This window comes from Rhodopirellula baltica SH 1 (assembly GCF_000196115.1).
Lineage (GTDB): Bacteria > Planctomycetota > Planctomycetia > Pirellulales > Pirellulaceae > Rhodopirellula > Rhodopirellula baltica.
This window is the reverse complement of record NC_005027.1, coordinates 1,340,247-1,358,436: the sequence shown is the minus strand read 5'-3', so window position 1 is coordinate 1,358,436 and position 18,190 is coordinate 1,340,247. Positions and strand designations below refer to the sequence as shown.

Genomic DNA, 18,190 nt, shown 5'->3' with positions numbered 1-18,190 from the left:
CGCAACACGAATTCATCGAAGTCGTGTAACAATCCCTGTTCCTAAACACGTCGCTCTCGCGACTGTTGTAAATTGCATGAATGGTCCGCCATCTGGCAACCATGCGTGTCTCGCCATCATCCCACCTCCTGTCTTGTGAATCCCCAACCGATGACAGCTTTTCGCTATCTCTTCGCCACCGCGGCGTTGGTGTTTGTTTTCCCTTCCGCAATCGTCCAGGCTCAACCGCCCGCGTTGGAGCTCCAACCAGGCGACCACGTTTGTCTGATCGGCAACGCTCTTGGCGAACGGATGCAGCATGAGAATCACTTTGAAACTCTCTTGCATGCCGCGCGACCTGATTTGGACCTGACGATCCGCAACCTGTGTGCTCCCGGCGACGAGCCCAAGATCCGCCTGCGAAGCCTCGACTTTGGATCGCCCGACGAACATCTCACGCACAGCGCCGCCGACGTTGTGCTTATGTTCTTTGGCTACAACGAATCGTATCGCCTTCGCGAAGGATTGGATCACAAGAAAGTCCTCCGTGACTTCACGAGCGAACTGGATGAGCTGATTCAACACACTCAGTCGCAGATCTACAACGGAGAGAACAACCCGCGCATCGCGTTGGTCTCACCCATTGCCTTCGAAGCGACCGATGATCCGAACCTTCCCGACGCAGAACCGAGAAACGCGGCACTGAGCAAAATCGCTCGGACGATGCGAGTCGTTGCCGAAAAGAATGGTGTCTCGTTCGTCAATCTGTTCACTCCAACCAAGCAACTCTTTGAACAGAGCGAACAACAATTGACATTGGACGGTGGGCACCTGAACTCCGATGGCTACGCTGCACTCGCCCCGATCATGGTCCGTGGACTGCTTGGTGAAGTCGACGTGCCTAAACAAACCAAACCGGCACTGCTGGCCGCTGTCGCGGACAAGAACTTTCATTGGTTCAATCGTTATCGAGCCGTAAACGGTTATTCGATCTATGGCAAACGTGGCACCGCCGGCAGCGACGGCACCTACAACAACCGTTCGGTCATGAACCGGGAACTCGAGATTCTCGACCAAATGACAACCAACCGAGACGCTCGCGTGTGGGCGATCGCCGGTGGCGAAAACATCAGCGAACCGATCGATGACTCGAACACACTGCCGTTCATCATTCCCAAAACCAACGTGGGTGGGCCCGATGATCCAAACGCGAAACGCGGCAAGCTTGGATCGTTGGAATACTTGACGACCGACGAACAACTCAAAACGTTCACGTTGCTGGATGGTTACGAAATTCAACTGGTCGCTTCGGAGCAACAGTTCCCTGAACTGGCCAACCCGGTTGCTTTGGATTTCGATTCCAAGGGCCGATTGTGGGTCTCGACCATGCCGAGCTACCCGCACTGGCAACCCAAGTCACCGATGGACGACAAACTTTTGATCCTGGAAGACACCGATGGTGACGGTGACGCGGACGTGTGCAAAACGTTTGCCGGCGGCTTGCATCAACCAACCGGGTTTGAAATTGGGCGTGGTGGCGTCTTCGTTGGCGGGCAACACGACATCTACTTCTTGGAAGACACCGATGGCGACGATGTCGCGGACAAGCGAACTCGAGCGATCGTCGGCTTTGACACCGCCGATTCGCACCACGGTTTGGCCGCGTTCGACTTCGGACCCGGCGGGCACCTGTATGCTCAAGAAGGCACATTCAAGTTCACGCAAATTGAAAGCCCCTACGGACTGACACGAAACTTGGAAGGCGGCGTGTTCCGCTACGACCCGACGACCAAGAAATTCGGCGTCCACGTGAACTTCGCGTTCGCCAACCCTTGGGGATTCGGGTTCAACGAATGGGGACAAGACTTCATCGGTGACGCTTCGCCTGGCAAGAGTTACTGGGCAACCGGAATCAGCACACGACTGGACTACCCCATCAAACACCCGGGCGGTTCTCAACATCGCCGTGTTGCCGGAGAGCAAGGCTACGACGACGGATTGGTCGACTACCAAACGTTCTACCCGAAACGCATTCGCCCGTTGGCTGGTTGTCGCTTCCTGAGCAGCGAGCACTTTCCCGATGACGTCCAAGGCGATTTTCTCGTGACAAACGTGATCGGTGACCGCGCCGTGCTTCGACACGAAGTGGTGGAAAAGGACTCCGGCTACGAAGCCACCGAGGAACCGATGTTGGTCGGTGGTGGCGACGGAAACTTCCGTCCCGTCGACATCGAGATCGCACCGGATGGATCGCTCTACATCATCGATTGGCACAATGCGTTGATCGGTCACCTGCAACACAACTTGCGTGACCCAAGTCGCGACCACAGCCACGGCCGCATCTGGCGATTGACTCACAAGGAGCGTCCGCTGGTGAAATTGCCCGTGATCGCGAAGACCAGCACGCCCGACCTGATCGATCAATTGTGCTCGGATGTCGGTCGCAAGAACCAACGACACGCATATCGTGTCCGTCGCGAATTGCATGCTCGGTCAACGAAGGAAGTGATCGCCGCCGCGAATGCGAAACTGGCGGATTGTCGGGCCACCGAGGACGACGATCATGATCTTTTGGAATTGCTGTGGCTGCATCAAGCTCACAACCAAGTCAACGAGGAACTGCTGACCGAAGTCCTTAGCAGCGACGATCATCGAGCCCGCAGTGCCGCCACCCGTGTGCTGTCCTATTGGGCCGATCGAATCGAAGGCACGACACAGCGTTACGAAGAACTTGTGACCGACGAACATCCTCGTGTCCGCATGGAAGCTCTTCGCGGCGTTTCGCACGCGGTCGGCGAACCTTGGGCGTTGGATGATCAAGATCGTTTGATCCGAGCGGCACTGCGTGTCAAAGAAATGCCGATGGATCACTATCTTGACTACGCTCTTGAAGAAACGATGCAGCGTTTCGAACAGGTCATTGCCAGTCGCGCTCCCTATTTACCAGAAGACGCAAACACGCAGACTCAAACGGCCCACGCTCACGCCGGGCACATTCAACCTCAGGTTGGATACGCAGTTGATCAAGTCCACCTGTTGACCGATCCCGGTGCGACGTTCGACGGCCACGGCAGCAAAGTCGCTCCTTACAACGCCGCCTTGCCTGTCTTCTTTGATCTTTCACCTGAGATTGTTTCGTATCAAATCGAACGATTGTCGACGCCAGTCCTGTTGGCTGTCCCAAGAGATTCGAAAGATCCCAAGTACGAACCGCTGCATGCCGCGATTCTGGCTCGAGGCGAAGTGGGCGACCAAGACCGACGTGCCGCGCTCGACGCATTGGTGGCTCTGCAAGACTCCGATCCTGGCGATGTGTTGCTCGGCGTCATCGAGAACTTGGATTGGCGAGACAAATCCAAACGAGAAGTCACCCTGCGAGCCGCTCGCGGATTGTCGAACATGTTGCTAAAGCTTCCCGCCGGCAACTTGGAATCGTTGCAGGACCGATTCACCGCTGCGGCCAGAAAGAATGATGCCGCGATCGCTCCCATCGCGCTGGCTGGATTGATTGTCGCTGGTGACGACGTCGCATCGTTCGAATTGACAAAGCGATCCGATGCGGCGAAGGTCAATTGGTTGACCGGAGTCGCGATGCTTCCAGACCGACTGGATCGCGAATCGCAACGTGAACGAGTGGTCGACCTGATGTCCAACAGTGACAAAAAAGAGGTTGTCGCTGCTGCGATTCGAACACTCGCGGTAGTCCCAGGCGACTGGAACGACACGTTTGAACGCGTTGGAAACCTAGCTTGCGAAGGGTATCGCGAAGACGGAATCACCACGCTGCTGGCGATCCCGAAGAAGGCCTATCAACCCGAGACCTCTCTGAAGTTGGCTCGTTATCTCGTCAACTTTGCCGAGCGAACCAAAGCGAGGAACCGCACCAGCGACTCGTTTATCGACGCGATGCAAGTCGCCGACCGAGCCATCGCCAAATTGCCGACCAAAACAGCGAAGCAATTTCGTGATCGTTTGCGAGAGATCACCGTGCGTTTGGTTCGCATCAAAACGGTGGACGAAGAAATGCGTTACGACGTGCCCTACTTCGCTGTCGAAGCGGGACGTCCCGTGCAAGTTGTCTTGGAGAACCACGACGGCATGCCACACAACTTGGTCATCACCGTTCCAGGCGAACTGAAAAAGGTGGCCGAACTCGGTCTGCAAGCCGGACCTCGCGGTGGTTTTCAGGGCAAGCAATACGTGCCCGACTCAGAATTGGTGCTGCATAGCACCGACTTGGTGGCCTCCAACGAAAAAGAAGCGTTGACGTTCACGGCACCCACCGAACCGGGCGAGTACCCGTACGTTTGCACGTTCCCTCAACACTGGTACCGCATGTACGGTGTGATGGTCGTCGTCGAAGACCTCGATGCCTACAACTCCGCCCCGTATGAACCGGCTGATCCAATCGGAAACAATCGTTCGTTTGTGCAAGCGTGGACGATCGACGATTTCGCAGGCGACAAGCTGACCGAAGGCTTGCGGGGTCGAACCGCCGAGATCGGCCAGAAGATCTTTGAACAAGCCACCTGTGCAAGTTGCCACCAAGTCGCCGGCAAAGGCGGACAGATCGGCCCGGCACTCGACGAGGTCGTCAGCAAATGGAAAGGCGATTCGCGCGAGGTGCTCAAGGAGATTCTTCATCCATCTGACCGCATCGACGACAAGTATGCGATGCACCTGGTCCTCACCGCCGACGGGCAAACGTTCTCGGGTCTGTTGGTCGAAGAGACCGACGACGTCGTGAAATTGCTCGCCAACGCGGAGGCCAAGGAACCCACCGTGATTGAGCAAAATGAGATCGAGCAAATGGTCAAAACGTCGACTTCGATGATGCCGAAGGCATTGCTGGATCAGTACACCGAAGACGAAGTCTTCGAGCTGCTGAACTACATCCTCAGCAATCAAAAGTAGCGAGGTCGTCCGGTAGCGTCCGAATTCTGGCGAATCCGGCTACTCACTGTTTTGTAACCAACGTTACGTAGGCCAGGTTATACCTGGCGACCGAGCCAATGCTTCGAAAGAAGCGAGGCGTCCACCCCAACAACGCTCTTTCGCGAGCGTCAATCGGCCCGGCGTTTCACCCTACGCCATGTAAAACATGGCCTACGTGGAGCGCATCCGTATCCTGGCGAATCCGGCTACGGAACGTCGTGTCCGCGTAGTCCTTGTAGGCCAGATTGTACCTGGCGCCCGAGCCGATGCTTCGCAAGAAGCGAGGCGTCAACCATCGACGACGCTCCTTCGCGTGCGTCAACCGGCCCGGCGTTTCACCCAACGCCATGTGAAACATGGCCTACGTGGCGGGCGAATTTGTTTTGGAACCTTTAGCGGGATCGGCGGGTTGGCTGGCGTTGCCTTGCGACGCTGCGTGAACTCGAAAGCGAGGCTGGCTCGCCATAGACCCGCTGATGGAACAACGCCAACGATCGCAACGCGTGCCCCTTGGGACCGATCGACCAATCGTTGTTGCGTCCCTTCAACATCGCGTTCAACAAGAACGTGACCGAATGCAACACTTCGGGCTCCAACAACTTTTCGTCCGGCAAATGCGTGAGCAAGAACTCGACCATGTGACCGGTCGTTTGCACTTTCCGGTCCAAGTCACCGTTGTCTTGGCGTGACTCAAACCAATCCGTGCTCATCGAACCGTCACGATTCTGCAGTCGCAAGGTGTACTCGACGAAGTCATCGAGGAACTGTTCCGCGCGAGCCCATTGGCCGTCGATGGGTTGGCCTTCAAGCCGTCGCTTCCGCAACGCGTGAGCGAATCCCATCAAACGGTGTGTTCCGCCACAAGCCGAACCGACCACCGGTTGATCGAGTTCCGCGGCGATCAAGCGTGAGAAATCCCAACGCTCGCCGTCGGCACCGACCCAAGTCGTTTCCGTGTCGAGGTAGTGCGACAATCCAATCAGACTGAAAGTAAGCTCTTCACCTTCCTTGCACTTGGACGCTTCGACTTTGACCAGATCAGCGACGCTGAACTTCTCGCCATCGACGTACAAAGGATAGTCGCTCGGCACACCAGCCATCGCGAGCACGGCCAACCACTGGGCTTGGTGTCCCTGCAGTCCAACGCCTTCACGGGCCTTGATCTTTCCGCCTTCGACTTCCATCAACCGCTGGCCGCGACAAACATTGTTGCCGGCCATCCAAGCAATCGTGCTGTAGTCGCGACCGCGAGCAATCAAGCGAGTGTCCGGACCAAACACCATCACGGCATGCATCATCCCCCAATTGCTTCGTCCATCGGCCTTTTCGCGTTGACCATAGTAGTGCTGCAGACACTGCACGATCGGTTGTTGCATTCGCATCACACCGGTGCTCAAGTTCGGTGCCGCGCCTTTGCCGCTGTGAGTTTTCGCTCGACCGGTTGCGTCGAGTTGAGCCAGACGCAGGCGTCGTTGCTCGATTGAGTCGTCTTTCTCGGCAATGGAGTCTGATTCTTCGGCATTGGATTCTGCGTCGTACAGTTCTTCCAAATCAGCTTCATCCAAATCATTGCCGCGGATATCCCGCAGGCTAACCGATCCGGCGGGTGCATCCTCCAGCGGCATCAGTCGATCGCGTTCGACCGGTTGCAATGGCACGCGAGAGAGTTTGTCGGACTCTTCCTGATCAAAGATTCCCTGATCTCGCTTCGCGGCGTTCAATCGGGATGACTCATTGGTCGAGCGACGCGGTGAAGCGGGCTGCAAAGAGACTTCGTCGTCACGGTTCTGAATTTGCATCCGATCACGAGCCGCCTCGCGACGGAGTTGTTCCGCAATGCTCTCGTTCAACTTTCGAGCGGCATCCACTTCGCTGCTGTCCGCTGAATCGAGTTCCCTTCCCGACGACTTTGGCTTCGTCGCTGACTTTGGTACCGTCAGCGATTTTGGCGGCTCCAACGACAACTGACCGGCTTGCAAACCACTGCCGACGGTTTCCTGAGAGACCGACGAACCAGCATCTTTCAGGGACGGTAACGCATCCAACTCGTTGATTGGTTTTATTTCCGGCAACGATTCAATCGCTGATCGCTTCTGCGGAATACTCGGCGGGATCACATTGGCAGGTACCTGGATCTTCGGCGTGGCAGGTGGTGCCTTAAGTTTTTCGGGAGCGGTATTTTCGACGGGCTCCGGCTTGCTGGACTTCAGAGCGTTCAGTTGTTGAGTCAGCTCCTCGATCTTGCTAGTCAGCTCATCGACTTTCTGCGGCAGATCGTCAATCTGTTCTTCAACCTTGGGTGCTTGGAACGACGGTGCGTTCAAAGCCGGCAGGCTCGGCAACGATTCCGTTTGGATCGGTGGCAGAGATGGCGATTGCAGAGCAGGTGATTGCAAAGATGGAACCTTGCGAGCGGGCAGTGCCCCGCTACCGATCGGCGCCATGGTTGTCGATGGCACTGGATCTCGAAGCGGTGACACTCGATCGACATTTCGTCGAGCATTCCACAGTGTCGTGTTGGAATGGTCGTCGCCGTTCCAAGCCGATGCACCGTTACGATCCGAAACGGATTTTGTCGGCCGCGAATCGAATTCCGCTGGCATCTTCGTTGGATCAAACAAATCCGGTGGTGTTTCCGCCAATTGCCCCTTCGTGGGCGGTTCCAATTCCGCTTCCGCCGACTCGGGACCGCGCAGAACCATCGAAGGCTCGGTTTGTGTGAACAGAGGTCCGTCCGCTTCCCACGTCTTTCGAACGCCGTTGAGCCGGGCGTCTTGGCGAGTCACCATGCGTGGTGCTTGCACGCTTTCATTGGTGCTGATGACATCCGCATTGCCCAAGAAGACAGGCTCTTCCATCTTGGAAGGCTCGGCCATTTGAGGTGGCAGCAATTGAATGGCCGATCCGATTGGCCCGCCCTTCGTGTTCCACTGACCGTTTTGCTCGCGGAATTGCAAATGGGATCGAGTCGGATCGTTGTTTTCGCGAACAACAACGGCGGGACCGGCGACTCGCGGTTCAATCGCGTTGGATGGTGCGGGACCGTCAATTCCATCGAACGACTTCGATGGCACCAAACTGGTCGAACCCTTCGCGGGTGGCGTCTTCGCTGTTGCGGTATCACTGCCGGACGCCGGGAAACTCAATTGTTTCGGCAACTGCATCGTCTCCGGCAGACTCATCGCCGGCGCGGCCAAGGTCGGCGCAGCCAACTGGGGTTCGTCCGCTTGAACGGCCACGGTGGCGAGACACGAAGACGTCGACAAGCTTGTTGCAATCAACAAAGCGGCCAAACGTTGGCGTTTTTCTGACACAGTCAATTTTCTTCCGCGGTCGGTGACATCACGTTGGGTTCCTCCCGAGGTGCAGTCGTTGCAATCAAGCATTCTGCAACGGCACGACGGGTCTTAACGTGTGTATCGGTTATTCCGAACGAAAGGTTGACTGGAATGTGGGCCATGGATCCGGAGCCGGCCTCCGTCGGGTGGCAAGAATGGTCAGTCCAGCCAGCGTCAACGAAATGCCGATCACCAACAGCTTTGTCACTGGTTCGTCAAAAACGATCACACCGGCAACGCTGGCCATCGCGACCTGAGACGCATTGATCAGGTGGACCGCGACGACGGGAAGGACTTTCAATGCCGTTGAAATGGCGACGAATGCGGTGAAATTAAAGATTCCAGCCAAGATCATGGACTGCCACATCGCCGCAGGAATGTCCGCGATCGGTGACCATCCCGTTCTCACCGCGACGATTCCGGCCAACGCCAATGTGCCGGAGACACCGCTGATCCACATCGCCATCGACGCCAGCATCCCGCGTTTCATCGTGAAACGCATCGTCGTGCTGAAAACAGCGTAGGCCAATCCGGACGAGACCGCGCACAACGCTCCAATGATCGGCGAGTGCAACCAATCCACCGGCTCTTCCGAGAGATCCGCGGACGATGAGCTCCACTCGACCGGTTCAACTGCGCGAGACTGGGACAGCACGATCACCGCAATGATCAGCGTGGCAATCGAAATCAACGTCCGCGTGCGAACTGGTTCCCTCAACAAAACTCGGCCCAAAATCGCACTGCCGATCAGCAACGATCCGAGCGTGATCGGCACCGACGCAGCCAAGCCGATGCTGCCGAGAGCCACTTGGAAAGCACCATTGCCAATGACTTGTCCGATCAAGCAAATTGGAATGAACATTGGAATCCATTGGCGACTGGTCGTTATCGGTCGCCCGCTGGCTTTGACCGCCGCCAAATAGGGAGTCAGCACCAACACGGTCGGTGCCGCTTTGAAAGTCGAAACGATGAACGGATCGACTGAAATGGCGTTTCGTAGCGAGATATTGGCGAGCGTGTACAACACCGCGGAGGCAATCCCCGCCACGATGCCGAAGCCAATCCCCGGTGAGATCATGCCGCTGCCGAGTCGCTCCCACCATGCAACTGGCACCACCGAATTCATATCCTCGACGACGAAGTCGTTCTGATCGATCGAAGAATCAGAACTCATAGGGCGTCCAAACGAGGAAGTTGAAATGATAAAGACAGCGACAGGTCAAAACAGAAATTCAGTCCAACAAACAAACTGAACACGATGGCACGCGAAACTCACGACCGCGAAGATTTACTGTTGGAAGGTGTCAATTTGCCCGAGCGAGCTCGACTGCTGCACCGAGCGAGCGGCCGAGAATGGGTGATCGGTTGGCGAACCGGCGGTGGAGCGGCGTTCTACGATGGCCCTGACCGGGTCTACCAATTCAACGCGGACAATCAACTGCGACGAGTCTACCTGGATGGCTCAAAATTGGCAGCGGAGGGTGGAAGGCTGTGCGAGCTCCGGCGTCCGGAGCCGACCAACCCAGATGGATCCGCCGGTGATCGAACGCAGAAAGTCAAACTTGTGTGGCAGCCGATTGACTCGGCGATCCAGCGAAACGTTTTGGAGCAATGGGCTGAAACGCGGCAACAATTGCTCACCGCCTTAGAGCTCTTTCGTGAAAGAGATCTTCCAAACGTCACGATCGCGTCGACAGCTCCAGACGGCTCAAACTCTTCCCTATCCACCCAGCCTTCCATCTATTCCTGGGAATCAGTGGGGATCGACGCGTTCGAGATGCTCGATCGGACCAGTGGGTGGTTGGTATCTATCACTGACAATCCCGAAATCGCCGCCCAGCCCAACGCATAGCGACATTCATTCCTCCCATCTTTTCCAAATCCACACAATTGGACGCTTGCAATGGTGTAGGCTTGAAAGAATAATACCAGCCGATGGCAGAAACCTGTCGCCCTGCAAGAAATCTTGCAACTGAGCTACGGAACTGCCTGGTAGATTCTTCGCTACAGCGCCCCAATCCCCACAGCGCCCCACTCAGTGACCACCGACGAACGTCGAGATCGATTGCGTGATTTGGTCAAAGACCGCGGATTCGCGGCTTTGGGCGAACTGGCGTCGCAATTGTCGGTCAGCGAATCGACGATCCGTCGTGATTTGGAAATGCTGGAAGAAGCCGGTTTGGCTCGCCGCACCCACGGCGGTGTCTATTGGACGGGCGACTCCGACACGATCAGCGTCTTCGAATCCCGTAACGACGATTTTTGGGCTGCGAAACAATCGATCGGCCGAGCCGCGTCGGAATTGATCGCCGACCACGACACCATTTTGCTGGATGGCGGTAGCACGGTTTACGAATTGGCTCGCCTGATCATCCATCGGCCACTCCAAGTCGTGACGAATTCGCTGCCGGTCGCGCATTTGCTTTCCACCAGCGATTCAATCGACTTGGTCATGATCGGCGGCTGCGTTCGCGGTCGCACCTCGGTCACGATCGGTCCTCTGGCCGATTCGCAACTGGCAAACATCCACGTCACCACCGCTTTCTTGTCGGTCGCCGGCGTTTCGCCTCGCGGATTTTTCAACAGCGACATGATGCTGGTGGAAAGCGAAAAGGCGATGCTCGCATCGGCCGAGCGAGGCATCGTGCTGGCCGACCACAGCAAGTTCGGGAAAACCAGTTTGAGCCGGATTTGCGAATTGCATCAGATGGACACGGTTGTCACGGACGACGGGCTGGATTCTGACGCGAAAGCGTGGCTGGAATCCGCCGGTGTCCAACTACGCTTGGCCCAGTCCCCGTTGACTCAATCGCAGTCGGCCCAGTCATCGATGGCCCAGGCATCAACGCCCCAGTCACCGCAGAAAACATCGGCGCCGGCTCCGACCGCGTCCCCATCGAACTCCTCCCCCACCCACTCCTTGAACAACGCGAATCTCTCATGAGCTTGGCTGTCGATCGTTCACGCATTGAATCCCTCGTTCGCAACGCGATCCGTCAATCGGGTTTGGCAACGGCTGCACCGTCAGTCGGATCCGCCGGACAGCAACCTCTTGGTTGGGTCGACGGCAAACCGAACTTGCGTGTCAGCATTTCCGCCCGCCACTGCCACCTGACCGACGAACACGTCGAGATCCTGTTCGGCCGCGGCAGCGTTTTGGAACCCGACAAAGACCTTTACCAAGACGGCTTTTACGCCGCCAAGCAAACCGTAATGGTCGTCGGACCTCGCAAACGGATGCTCCCCAGCGTCCGCGTGCTCGGACCAACGCGTGGAGCCAGCCAAGTCGAACTCGCACTGACCGATTCGATCTCGTTGGGCATCAACGCACCGGTTCGCCACAGCGGCAAAATCGATGGCACGCCCGGATGCGTGTTGGTCGGTCCTGCCGGCAGCGTTCAGCTCGAACAAGGCGTCATCCGCGCTGCTCGCCACGTCCACATGAACTACGCCGACGCCGAGTACTACGGCGTCAGCAACGGCGACATGATGCAACTTTCGGTTCGCAGCCCTGACTGCAGCGTCTCGTTCGAAGACGTTTTGGTTCGCGCCGATGAAGCGGCCAAATTGGAAGTTCACATCGACACGGACGAAGGCAACGCTTGCAACCTGGATGCAGCGACCAGCGTTGAACTGAAGAAATCAGGCTGTGCTTGCCAGCACTGACCCATCCATTCAAACCGTTCGCCGGCGCCAGTTTGGTCCGGTGATTGAAACCGTTGGCAACCTGCCAACTCAAACCCTTTCACGTTTTCCCCTTTCCTTTTTAGGTATCTCAAAAGATGGCCAAAATCAGTGAAGCCCTCGGCATGATCGAAACCAAAGGTTTCGTTTCAGCAGTGGAGGCAACCGACGCAATGATGAAAGCCGCCAACGTTCAGTTCCTTGGTTGGGACAAGATTGGTGCTGGCTTGGCAACCGTGTTTGTCACCGGCGATGTCGCCGCTGTCAAAGCTGCCACCGATGCGGGTGCTGCAGCCGCCGGTCGCGTCGGCGAAGTCGTCAGCGTTCAAGTGATCCCTCGTCCTCACGGCGATTTGGAAAAGATCCTGAAGCTGCCTTCGGCCAGCAAAAAGTGATCGAGCGACAGCAGCGTCTGTCACCCCGATTGTCTCCCACCTCACCAAAACAACTTTTAGAGAATCTCAAATGAACGATGCCATTGGTTTGATTGAAACGAAGGGCCTCTTGCCGTTGGTCGAAGCCACCGACGCGATGGCCAAAGCCGCCAACGTCGCTGTTGTCAAACGCGTCGACCTCGGTGGTGGAATGGTCACGACCGTCGTCAGCGGTGACGTCGGAAGCGTCCGCGCGGCCGTCGAAGCCGGTGCCGCCGCAGCCGCACAAGTTGGCGAATTGGTCAGCAGCCACGTGATCGCTCGTCCAGCCGAAGGCTTGATGAACGCTTACTTCAATTGATCGCCGCCGTGTGATCCGGTTGCGAAATTCACAACCTGGTTCACACACGCTGCGTGAAACCTCTTTCACAAGGACCGTGATTCGATGTTGATCCTCGTTGCCAATTTGGGTTCGACCAGTTTCAAGTACAAGCTGCTGGACATGTCCGGTGACTTTGAATCTGCGAACGCTTCGCCGGATTCTCGCGTGCTCGCTCGTGGGGCCGTCGATCGCATTGGCGAACCCATCAGTCAATGCGAAGTGATTGTCACGCAATCGCATCAAGGCGAAACGTTTCGCGAAGAAACGCAGATGCCCGTGCCGGATCATGGGGTTGCCGTTCAAGCCTGCTTGGACCAACTGACCCATCCTGAAAACGGATGTTTGACAGAGGCCAATGAAGTCGCCGCGATCGGATTCAAAGCCGTTCACGGTGGACGCAAAAGTGGCACCTTCGTCGTCGATGACGAAGTGCTTGAAGCGATGGACGAGATGAGTGCCGCCGCACCGGCGCACAACCCTCCCTACATCGCCGCGATGAAATTGTTACGTCAACGTTTTCCGGAGCTACCGTTGGTTGCCGCGTTTGAAACCGAATTTCACGACACGATTTCGCCGGAGCGTCGCACCTATGCGATCCCTGCGGAATGGACGCGTGAAATGCAAATTCAAAAGTGGGGATTCCACGGTTCCAGCCACCGCTTCATTGCCGAACGTGCCGCGGAAGTCTTGGGTCGCGACGACGCCAAGATCATCTCGTGTCACTTGGGCGGAAGCAGCTCGCTGACCGCGATCGATTCCGGCAAGAGCATCATGACCACGATGGGCATGACACCTCAAACCGGCGTCCCGCAGAACAACCGAGTGGGCGACTTCGACGCTTTCGCGATCCCGTTGATCATGGAGCGGACCAGCCAATCGCTCGAGGAAGTCCTGAAGACGCTCGCCAGCCAAGGTGGACTGAAAGGTTTGTCCGGAGGCATGGCGGATTTGCGTGACATCGAGTCGGCCGCTTCCGAAGGCAACGCCGACGCGAAATTGGCTCTCGGTGTTTACACCGAAGAGATTCGCCGACACCTCGGCGGAATGATGGTCGCGCTGGGTCGTTTGGACGCGATCGTGTTCACCGGAGGAATTGGTGAAAACAGCGACGTTGTCCGGGCCGCCGTTTGTGCGGGCCTGGAAGGTTTTGGCATCGAACTGGATGCCTCCAAGAATGACGGCATGCGTGGCGAAGGAAGCCTGCACACCGAGTCCAGCAAAACTCAAATTTTGGTTTTGCCCACCAACGAAGAATGGATCGTGGCCAAGCGAAGCCTCCGTGCTCTCGCCGCCCAGTAGCACTGTAGGCCAGGTTCCACCTGGCGTCGATCTCCCCAACACATCACCTCAACCCACCACTTCCATGTTCCTAGCCCGCGTCACCGGATCGGTCGTTTGCACCCAAAAGGTTGCATCCATGACCGGTCACAAACTGTTGATTGTCGAGCCATACCGGCTTGATGAGAAAACGCGTGCAAAGCTTTCCTCAACGGGACGCACTTTCATCGCGGTCGACACGTTGGGCGCTGGCGAAGGTGAGTTGGTGCTGGTGTGCCAAGGAAGCAGTGCTCGCCTGACTCCCGAAACCAAAACACTTCCCATCGACGCGGTCGTCATCGGCTTGGTCGATTCCGTTCACGTGGATGCCAAAGAGGTGAAAGTCAGCACCTAGCCCGTGCGATCGCTTTCCCCATCCAATCCATCACCCCTCATTCATCTCTCATCATGCAACTCGACGAAAACACCATTCGCAGCGTGGTCGCTCAAGTGCTCGCGGAAGTCGGACCGATGCCCAGCATGCCAGATCCGGCGAACGCCTTTGAAGGCAGCCACGGCATCTTCGGCAACGCTTCCGATGCGGTCGCCGCGGCTCGTCGTGCGTTCGAACAACTTCGCCAGCGTCCGATGGAAGATCGCAAACGTGTGATCGACATCATTCGCAAGATCAGCATCGAGAACTGCGAAGAGCTCGGGCTGATGGAAATGCGAGAAACCGGAATCGGTCGTCCCGAACACAAGATCGAAAAACTGCGAGCCCTCGGCGAACTGTCGCCGGGCACCGAGTTTTTGCAAACGAAAGCCTTCTCCGGTGACCATGGCCTGGCCATCATCGAGCGAGCCCCGTTTGGCGTGATCGCGGCAATCACCCCGGTCACGCACAGCCTGCCAACGATCACCGGCAACGCCGTCAGCATGATCGCTGGCGGAAACGCCGTCGTCGTCAACCCTCACCCATCAGGTCGCTTGGTTGCCGCCGAAGGTGTCCGTCGCTTCAACGAAGAAATCGCTCGCGAAGTCGGCATCGACAACCTGATCTGCGTGATCGCTGAACCAACGCTCGAAAGTGCGGCTGAACTGTTCGGCCACCGCGACGTCGCATTGATCTGTGTCACCGGTGGCCCCGCCGTTGGCCGTGCCGCTCTGAACAGTGGCAAACGAGCCATTGTTGCTGGCCCGGGCAACCCACCCGTTGTCGTCGACGAAACCGCTGACCTCGACAACGCGGCTCGCTGCATCATCCAAGGCGGTGCGTACGACAACAACTTGTTGTGCATCGCTGAGAAAGAAGTCTTCGTCGTCGATTCGGTCTTCGACGACATGATGGCCGCGATGCGACGTGCCGGAGCCGTTCAGCTCGACCAAGCCCAAATCGCAAAGCTGACTTCGGTCGCGATCACCCAAGTCGGTGACGACAACCACGACGCCGCCGCGAAAGATTTCATTGGCAAAGACGCTTCCGTGTTGGCCGCTGCTGCGGGTGTGAAGGTTCCCGAATCGTGCGAATTGATCTTCGGTGAAACGGACGAGCATCATCCCTTCGTCAGTGTCGAACAAATGATGCCGTTCATCCCCTTCGTCCGAGCCCGCGACGTGGATCACGCCATCGCGATGGCCAAGCACTACGAACACGGCTTCCGCCACACCGCGATCATTCACTCGCGCAACGTTCACAACATGACCAAGATGGGCAAGGAACTCGACACCACCTTGTACGTCAAGAACGGACCTTGCATGGCCGCATTGGGACTGGGCGGCGAAGGATACCTGTCGTTCTCCATCGCGGGTCCAACCGGCGAAGGCGTCACGACACCTGACACGTTCACTCGCGAACGACGCTGCAGCATGATCGACGAACTGCGAGTGGTCTGAGAATGCAACCCGCACGCGTCATCGGTCACACCCGCGCGACCGTCAAACACGAATCACTGCAAGGCCGACGTCTCGTCCTCGTTCAACCTACCGGCGTTGGCGAGAAACCAGACGGAGCACCGTTGCTCGTGTTGGACGAACTCGGGTGCCGGGTTGGTGATCGTGTGATGCTGACCAGCGAAACCGGCCCCATCCGCGAGATGACCGGTTTCGAAACCTGCCCCGCTCGATGGAGCGTCCAAGGCCTGATCGACGAACCTGCGAAGAAGAAAAAGAACAAGAAGAAATAGGAGTGGTATAGGCTTCCAGTCTGTGAAGTGGCATGGGCTTCCAGCCTGTGATTCCAACCCCAACTCAACAACCGAATTCTGCCGAACCCGCCGACCAACCAAAACAATGAACTCTCCCGCAACCCAAACCGCTACGCCAACCAACGTCGACATCGCGTCGATCGTGGAGCAGGTGTTGCGCCGGTTGCGAGACCAAACCAACACCAACGGTTCGACGTCCAAACCAGCCACGCATGCCCCTTCAGCTCACGTCCTGAGCGACAAAGTCATCAGCGTCGACGTGATTCGCGGCATTCCCTCGGGAGTCACCCAGGTTCAGTTGTCCGGAGGCATCGTGACGCCCGCCGCACGCGACGAAATGCGAGCCCGTGGCATTTCCCTGGCCGGAGCCGAAAGCACGTCCGCCGCTGCCATCAAACCGGCGAGCAATTCCGGCAAACGATTCATTCAACTGCACACCGACACCTCCTCCAAATCCATTCGCGACGCGCTGGCTCGACAGCTTGCGCTTCGCGGCGTCGATCATTGCCCACGGGCTCACCGCTCCGTCATCGTCACGAAACATCCCGCGACCGCGTTGCTCGGTCGCATCCAGTCGGGTGCACGAGCGGTGTTGATCACTCGTCTCGAAGACATCCCGCGATTCGCATCGGAAATTGACGCCGACACATTTGTCCTCGACATGCAGCGGTTCAACCTCGTTGCGTTGGTGAATGCGGCAACCAGCATCGCTCAGCTCAGCACATCTTCCACGTCGCAGGAGGCAACTTGATGAAGATCGCTCGTGTGATTGGAACCGTGACGCTTTCGCGAATGCATCCTTCGATGAAGGGCTACAAACTTCGCTGTGTCGAAGTCGTGGAGTCCGCGGATCAAATTCAAGTCAACCAGGACGATGCCAAACCGATCGGTGGTGACACCATCGTCGCTTGGGATCTGGTTGGCAGCAGAAACGGCGACTGGGTCGCTCTGGCCGAAGGGCCTGAATCCGCCGCTCCGTTTCGTCCCGAAGTCAAACCGACGGATGCTTCCATCGTTGCCATCCTTGACCACTGCGAGGTTCAAACCTCGTGACCAACAAAACTCAACTCGGAACGCTCCTCCCGTTCCGATTCATCTCCCATCTCTCGACCTCCCTTTCCTGACTTGGACCACTTGTCATGCAAAACATCCATAAGATCAAACAAGACATGTGCGACATCGGTCGCCGCATCTACAACCGTCAATTCGCGGCGGCCAACGACGGCAACATCACCGTCCGCGTCAGCGAAAACGAAGTCCTCTGCACACCGACGATGCATTGCAAAGGCTATTTGACGCCCGACGACATCTCGATGATCGACATGACCGGCAAACAAATCGCTGGTCGCAAAAAACGCAGCAGCGAAGCGTTGTTGCACCTGGAAATCTACAAGCAACGTGCTGACATCAAGTCCGTCGTTCACTGCCACCCACCACACGCGACCGCGTTCGCGATCGCTCGCGAGCCGATTCCACAGTGCATCTTGCCGGAAGTCGAAGTCTTCCTCGGCGACGTCCCGATCACCAAGTACGAAACACCTGGCGGACAAGCCTTCGCCGACACGATCATTCCTTTCGTTGAAAAAACGAACGTGATGATTTTGGCCAACCACGGCACCGTGTCTTATGGCGAATCGGTTGAACGAGCCTACTGGTGGACTGAAATTCTTGACTCGTACTGCCGTATGTTGTTGCTCGCCAAGCAACTGGGCAACGTGTCATACTTGGACGAAACCAAGTCACGTGAGTTGCTGGAACTGAAAGACAAATGGGGCTTCAAAGACCCACGCAACACGTCCGAGTACGAAGATTGCGACATCTGCGCCAACGACATCTTCCGCGATTCGTGGAAAGACTCGGGTGTGGAACGTCGTGCATTCGCTCCACCACCACCGATCAAAACATCCGGCTCGGCTTCGTCGGCACCTGCTGGTGTTGATGAGGAACAGCTCGTGAAGCTGATCACCAACGAAGTCATGCGTCAGATGAAAGCGTCGAGCTAGGTAGCCGGATTCGCCAGAATTCGGATTCCTAGCG

15 protein-coding genes are annotated in these 18,190 nt (G+C 57.1%); 13 read left to right on the top strand and 2 right to left on the bottom strand.

Going from position 1 to position 18,190, the window contains the following annotated elements:
- Positions 1 to 150: 150 nt before the first annotated feature.
- Positions 151 to 4,893, top strand: coding sequence for a PVC-type heme-binding CxxCH protein (locus RB_RS05150; RefSeq protein WP_231846236.1), 4,743 nt, complete (start codon positions 151 to 153; stop codon positions 4,891 to 4,893).
- A gap of 413 nt (positions 4,894 to 5,306) precedes the next feature.
- Here the strand turns inward: RB_RS05150 and RB_RS05145 are convergent, their stop codons facing one another.
- Together RB_RS05145 and RB_RS05140 are read right to left on the bottom strand one after the other, a co-directional pair.
- Positions 5,307 to 8,300, bottom strand: coding sequence for an ADP-ribosylation factor-directed GTPase activating protein isoform b (locus RB_RS05145; protein ID WP_011118941.1), 2,994 nt, complete (start codon positions 8,298 to 8,300; stop codon positions 5,307 to 5,309).
- 37 nt (positions 8,301 to 8,337) lie between these two features.
- Complete coding sequence (locus RB_RS05140) at positions 8,338 to 9,426, bottom strand: DMT family transporter (RefSeq protein ID WP_011118940.1); 1,089 nt, start codon at positions 9,424 to 9,426, stop codon at positions 8,338 to 8,340.
- Between the two features lie 84 nt (positions 9,427 to 9,510).
- Between RB_RS05140 and RB_RS05135 the strand changes: the two genes are divergently transcribed.
- The 12 genes from RB_RS05135 to RB_RS05080 all read left to right on the top strand — a co-directional run bounded on the left by RB_RS05135 (position 9,511) and on the right by RB_RS05080 (position 18,156).
- Positions 9,511 to 10,104 (top strand): hypothetical protein, encoded by a 594-nt coding sequence (locus RB_RS05135; RefSeq protein ID WP_011118939.1) that lies wholly within the window; start codon positions 9,511 to 9,513, stop codon positions 10,102 to 10,104.
- 186 nt (positions 10,105 to 10,290) lie between these two features.
- On the top strand, positions 10,291 to 11,196 hold the full coding sequence (locus RB_RS05130; RefSeq protein ID WP_011118937.1) for a DeoR/GlpR family DNA-binding transcription regulator: 906 nt from the start codon (positions 10,291 to 10,293) through the stop codon (positions 11,194 to 11,196).
- The gene (pduL, locus tag RB_RS05125; protein WP_007333582.1) at positions 11,193 to 11,918 is read left to right on the top strand and encodes a phosphate propanoyltransferase; all 726 of its coding nucleotides are present in this window, start codon (positions 11,193 to 11,195) and stop codon (positions 11,916 to 11,918) included. Before RB_RS05130 ends, pduL begins: the two co-directional genes overlap by 4 nt.
- A gap of 116 nt (positions 11,919 to 12,034) precedes the next feature.
- A complete protein-coding gene (locus tag RB_RS05120) occupies positions 12,035 to 12,331 on the top strand; it encodes a BMC domain-containing protein (RefSeq protein ID WP_007324356.1) in 297 nt (98 codons plus the stop codon).
- 70 nt (positions 12,332 to 12,401) lie between these two features.
- A complete protein-coding gene (locus RB_RS05115) occupies positions 12,402 to 12,671 on the top strand; it encodes a BMC domain-containing protein (protein ID WP_007324357.1) in 270 nt (89 codons plus the stop codon).
- An 84-nt stretch (positions 12,672 to 12,755) separates the two neighbouring features.
- Positions 12,756 to 13,991: an acetate/propionate family kinase gene (locus RB_RS05110; RefSeq protein WP_011118936.1), complete on the top strand. Its 1,236-nt coding sequence runs from the start codon at positions 12,756 to 12,758 to the stop codon at positions 13,989 to 13,991.
- Positions 13,992 to 14,055: 64 nt separating this feature from the next.
- Positions 14,056 to 14,364 (top strand): EutN/CcmL family microcompartment protein, encoded by a 309-nt coding sequence (locus tag RB_RS05105; protein WP_007324359.1) that lies wholly within the window; start codon positions 14,056 to 14,058, stop codon positions 14,362 to 14,364.
- 53 nt (positions 14,365 to 14,417) lie between these two features.
- Positions 14,418 to 15,842: an aldehyde dehydrogenase family protein gene (locus RB_RS05100; RefSeq protein WP_007333579.1), complete on the top strand. Its 1,425-nt coding sequence runs from the start codon at positions 14,418 to 14,420 to the stop codon at positions 15,840 to 15,842.
- A gap of 2 nt (positions 15,843 to 15,844) precedes the next feature.
- On the top strand, positions 15,845 to 16,132 hold the full coding sequence (locus RB_RS05095) for a EutN/CcmL family microcompartment protein (protein WP_011118934.1): 288 nt from the start codon (positions 15,845 to 15,847) through the stop codon (positions 16,130 to 16,132).
- A gap of 106 nt (positions 16,133 to 16,238) precedes the next feature.
- On the top strand, positions 16,239 to 16,904 hold the full coding sequence (locus RB_RS05090; protein WP_164921551.1) for a hypothetical protein: 666 nt from the start codon (positions 16,239 to 16,241) through the stop codon (positions 16,902 to 16,904).
- Complete coding sequence (locus tag RB_RS05085; RefSeq protein WP_164921550.1) at positions 16,904 to 17,206, top strand: EutN/CcmL family microcompartment protein; 303 nt, start codon at positions 16,904 to 16,906, stop codon at positions 17,204 to 17,206. The genes RB_RS05090 and RB_RS05085 overlap by 1 nt, the downstream gene beginning before the upstream one ends.
- An 86-nt stretch (positions 17,207 to 17,292) precedes the next feature.
- Positions 17,293 to 18,156, top strand: coding sequence for a class II aldolase/adducin family protein (locus tag RB_RS05080; RefSeq protein WP_007324364.1), 864 nt, complete (start codon positions 17,293 to 17,295; stop codon positions 18,154 to 18,156).
- Positions 18,157 to 18,190 lie beyond the last annotated feature (34 nt).

What these genes read in the sequence shown, in the direction of transcription:
- RB_RS05095 (WP_011118934.1), top strand. Translation starts at nt 15,845, where the DNA reads ATGCAACCCGCACGCGTCATCGGTCACACCCGCGCGACCGTCAAACAC.
- RB_RS05085 (WP_164921550.1), top strand. Translation starts at nt 16,904, where the DNA reads ATGAAGATCGCTCGTGTGATTGGAACCGTGACGCTTTCGCGAATGCAT.
- RB_RS05110 (WP_011118936.1), top strand. Translation starts at nt 12,756, where the DNA reads ATGTTGATCCTCGTTGCCAATTTGGGTTCGACCAGTTTCAAGTACAAG.
- RB_RS05135 (WP_011118939.1), top strand. Translation starts at nt 9,511, where the DNA reads ATGGCACGCGAAACTCACGACCGCGAAGATTTACTGTTGGAAGGTGTC.
- RB_RS05100 (WP_007333579.1), top strand. Translation starts at nt 14,418, where the DNA reads ATGCAACTCGACGAAAACACCATTCGCAGCGTGGTCGCTCAAGTGCTC.
- RB_RS05140 (WP_011118940.1), bottom strand. Translation starts at nt 9,426, where the DNA reads ATGAGTTCTGATTCTTCGATCGATCAGAACGACTTCGTCGTCGAGGAT.
- pduL (WP_007333582.1), top strand. Translation starts at nt 11,193, where the DNA reads ATGAGCTTGGCTGTCGATCGTTCACGCATTGAATCCCTCGTTCGCAAC.
- RB_RS05115 (WP_007324357.1), top strand. Translation starts at nt 12,402, where the DNA reads ATGAACGATGCCATTGGTTTGATTGAAACGAAGGGCCTCTTGCCGTTG.
- RB_RS05080 (WP_007324364.1), top strand. Translation starts at nt 17,293, where the DNA reads ATGCAAAACATCCATAAGATCAAACAAGACATGTGCGACATCGGTCGC.
- RB_RS05150 (WP_231846236.1), top strand. Translation starts at nt 151, where the DNA reads ATGACAGCTTTTCGCTATCTCTTCGCCACCGCGGCGTTGGTGTTTGTT.
- RB_RS05145 (WP_011118941.1), bottom strand. Translation starts at nt 8,300, where the DNA reads ATGCTTGATTGCAACGACTGCACCTCGGGAGGAACCCAACGTGATGTC.
- RB_RS05105 (WP_007324359.1), top strand. Translation starts at nt 14,056, where the DNA reads ATGTTCCTAGCCCGCGTCACCGGATCGGTCGTTTGCACCCAAAAGGTT.
- RB_RS05090 (WP_164921551.1), top strand. Translation starts at nt 16,239, where the DNA reads ATGAACTCTCCCGCAACCCAAACCGCTACGCCAACCAACGTCGACATC.
- RB_RS05120 (WP_007324356.1), top strand. Translation starts at nt 12,035, where the DNA reads ATGGCCAAAATCAGTGAAGCCCTCGGCATGATCGAAACCAAAGGTTTC.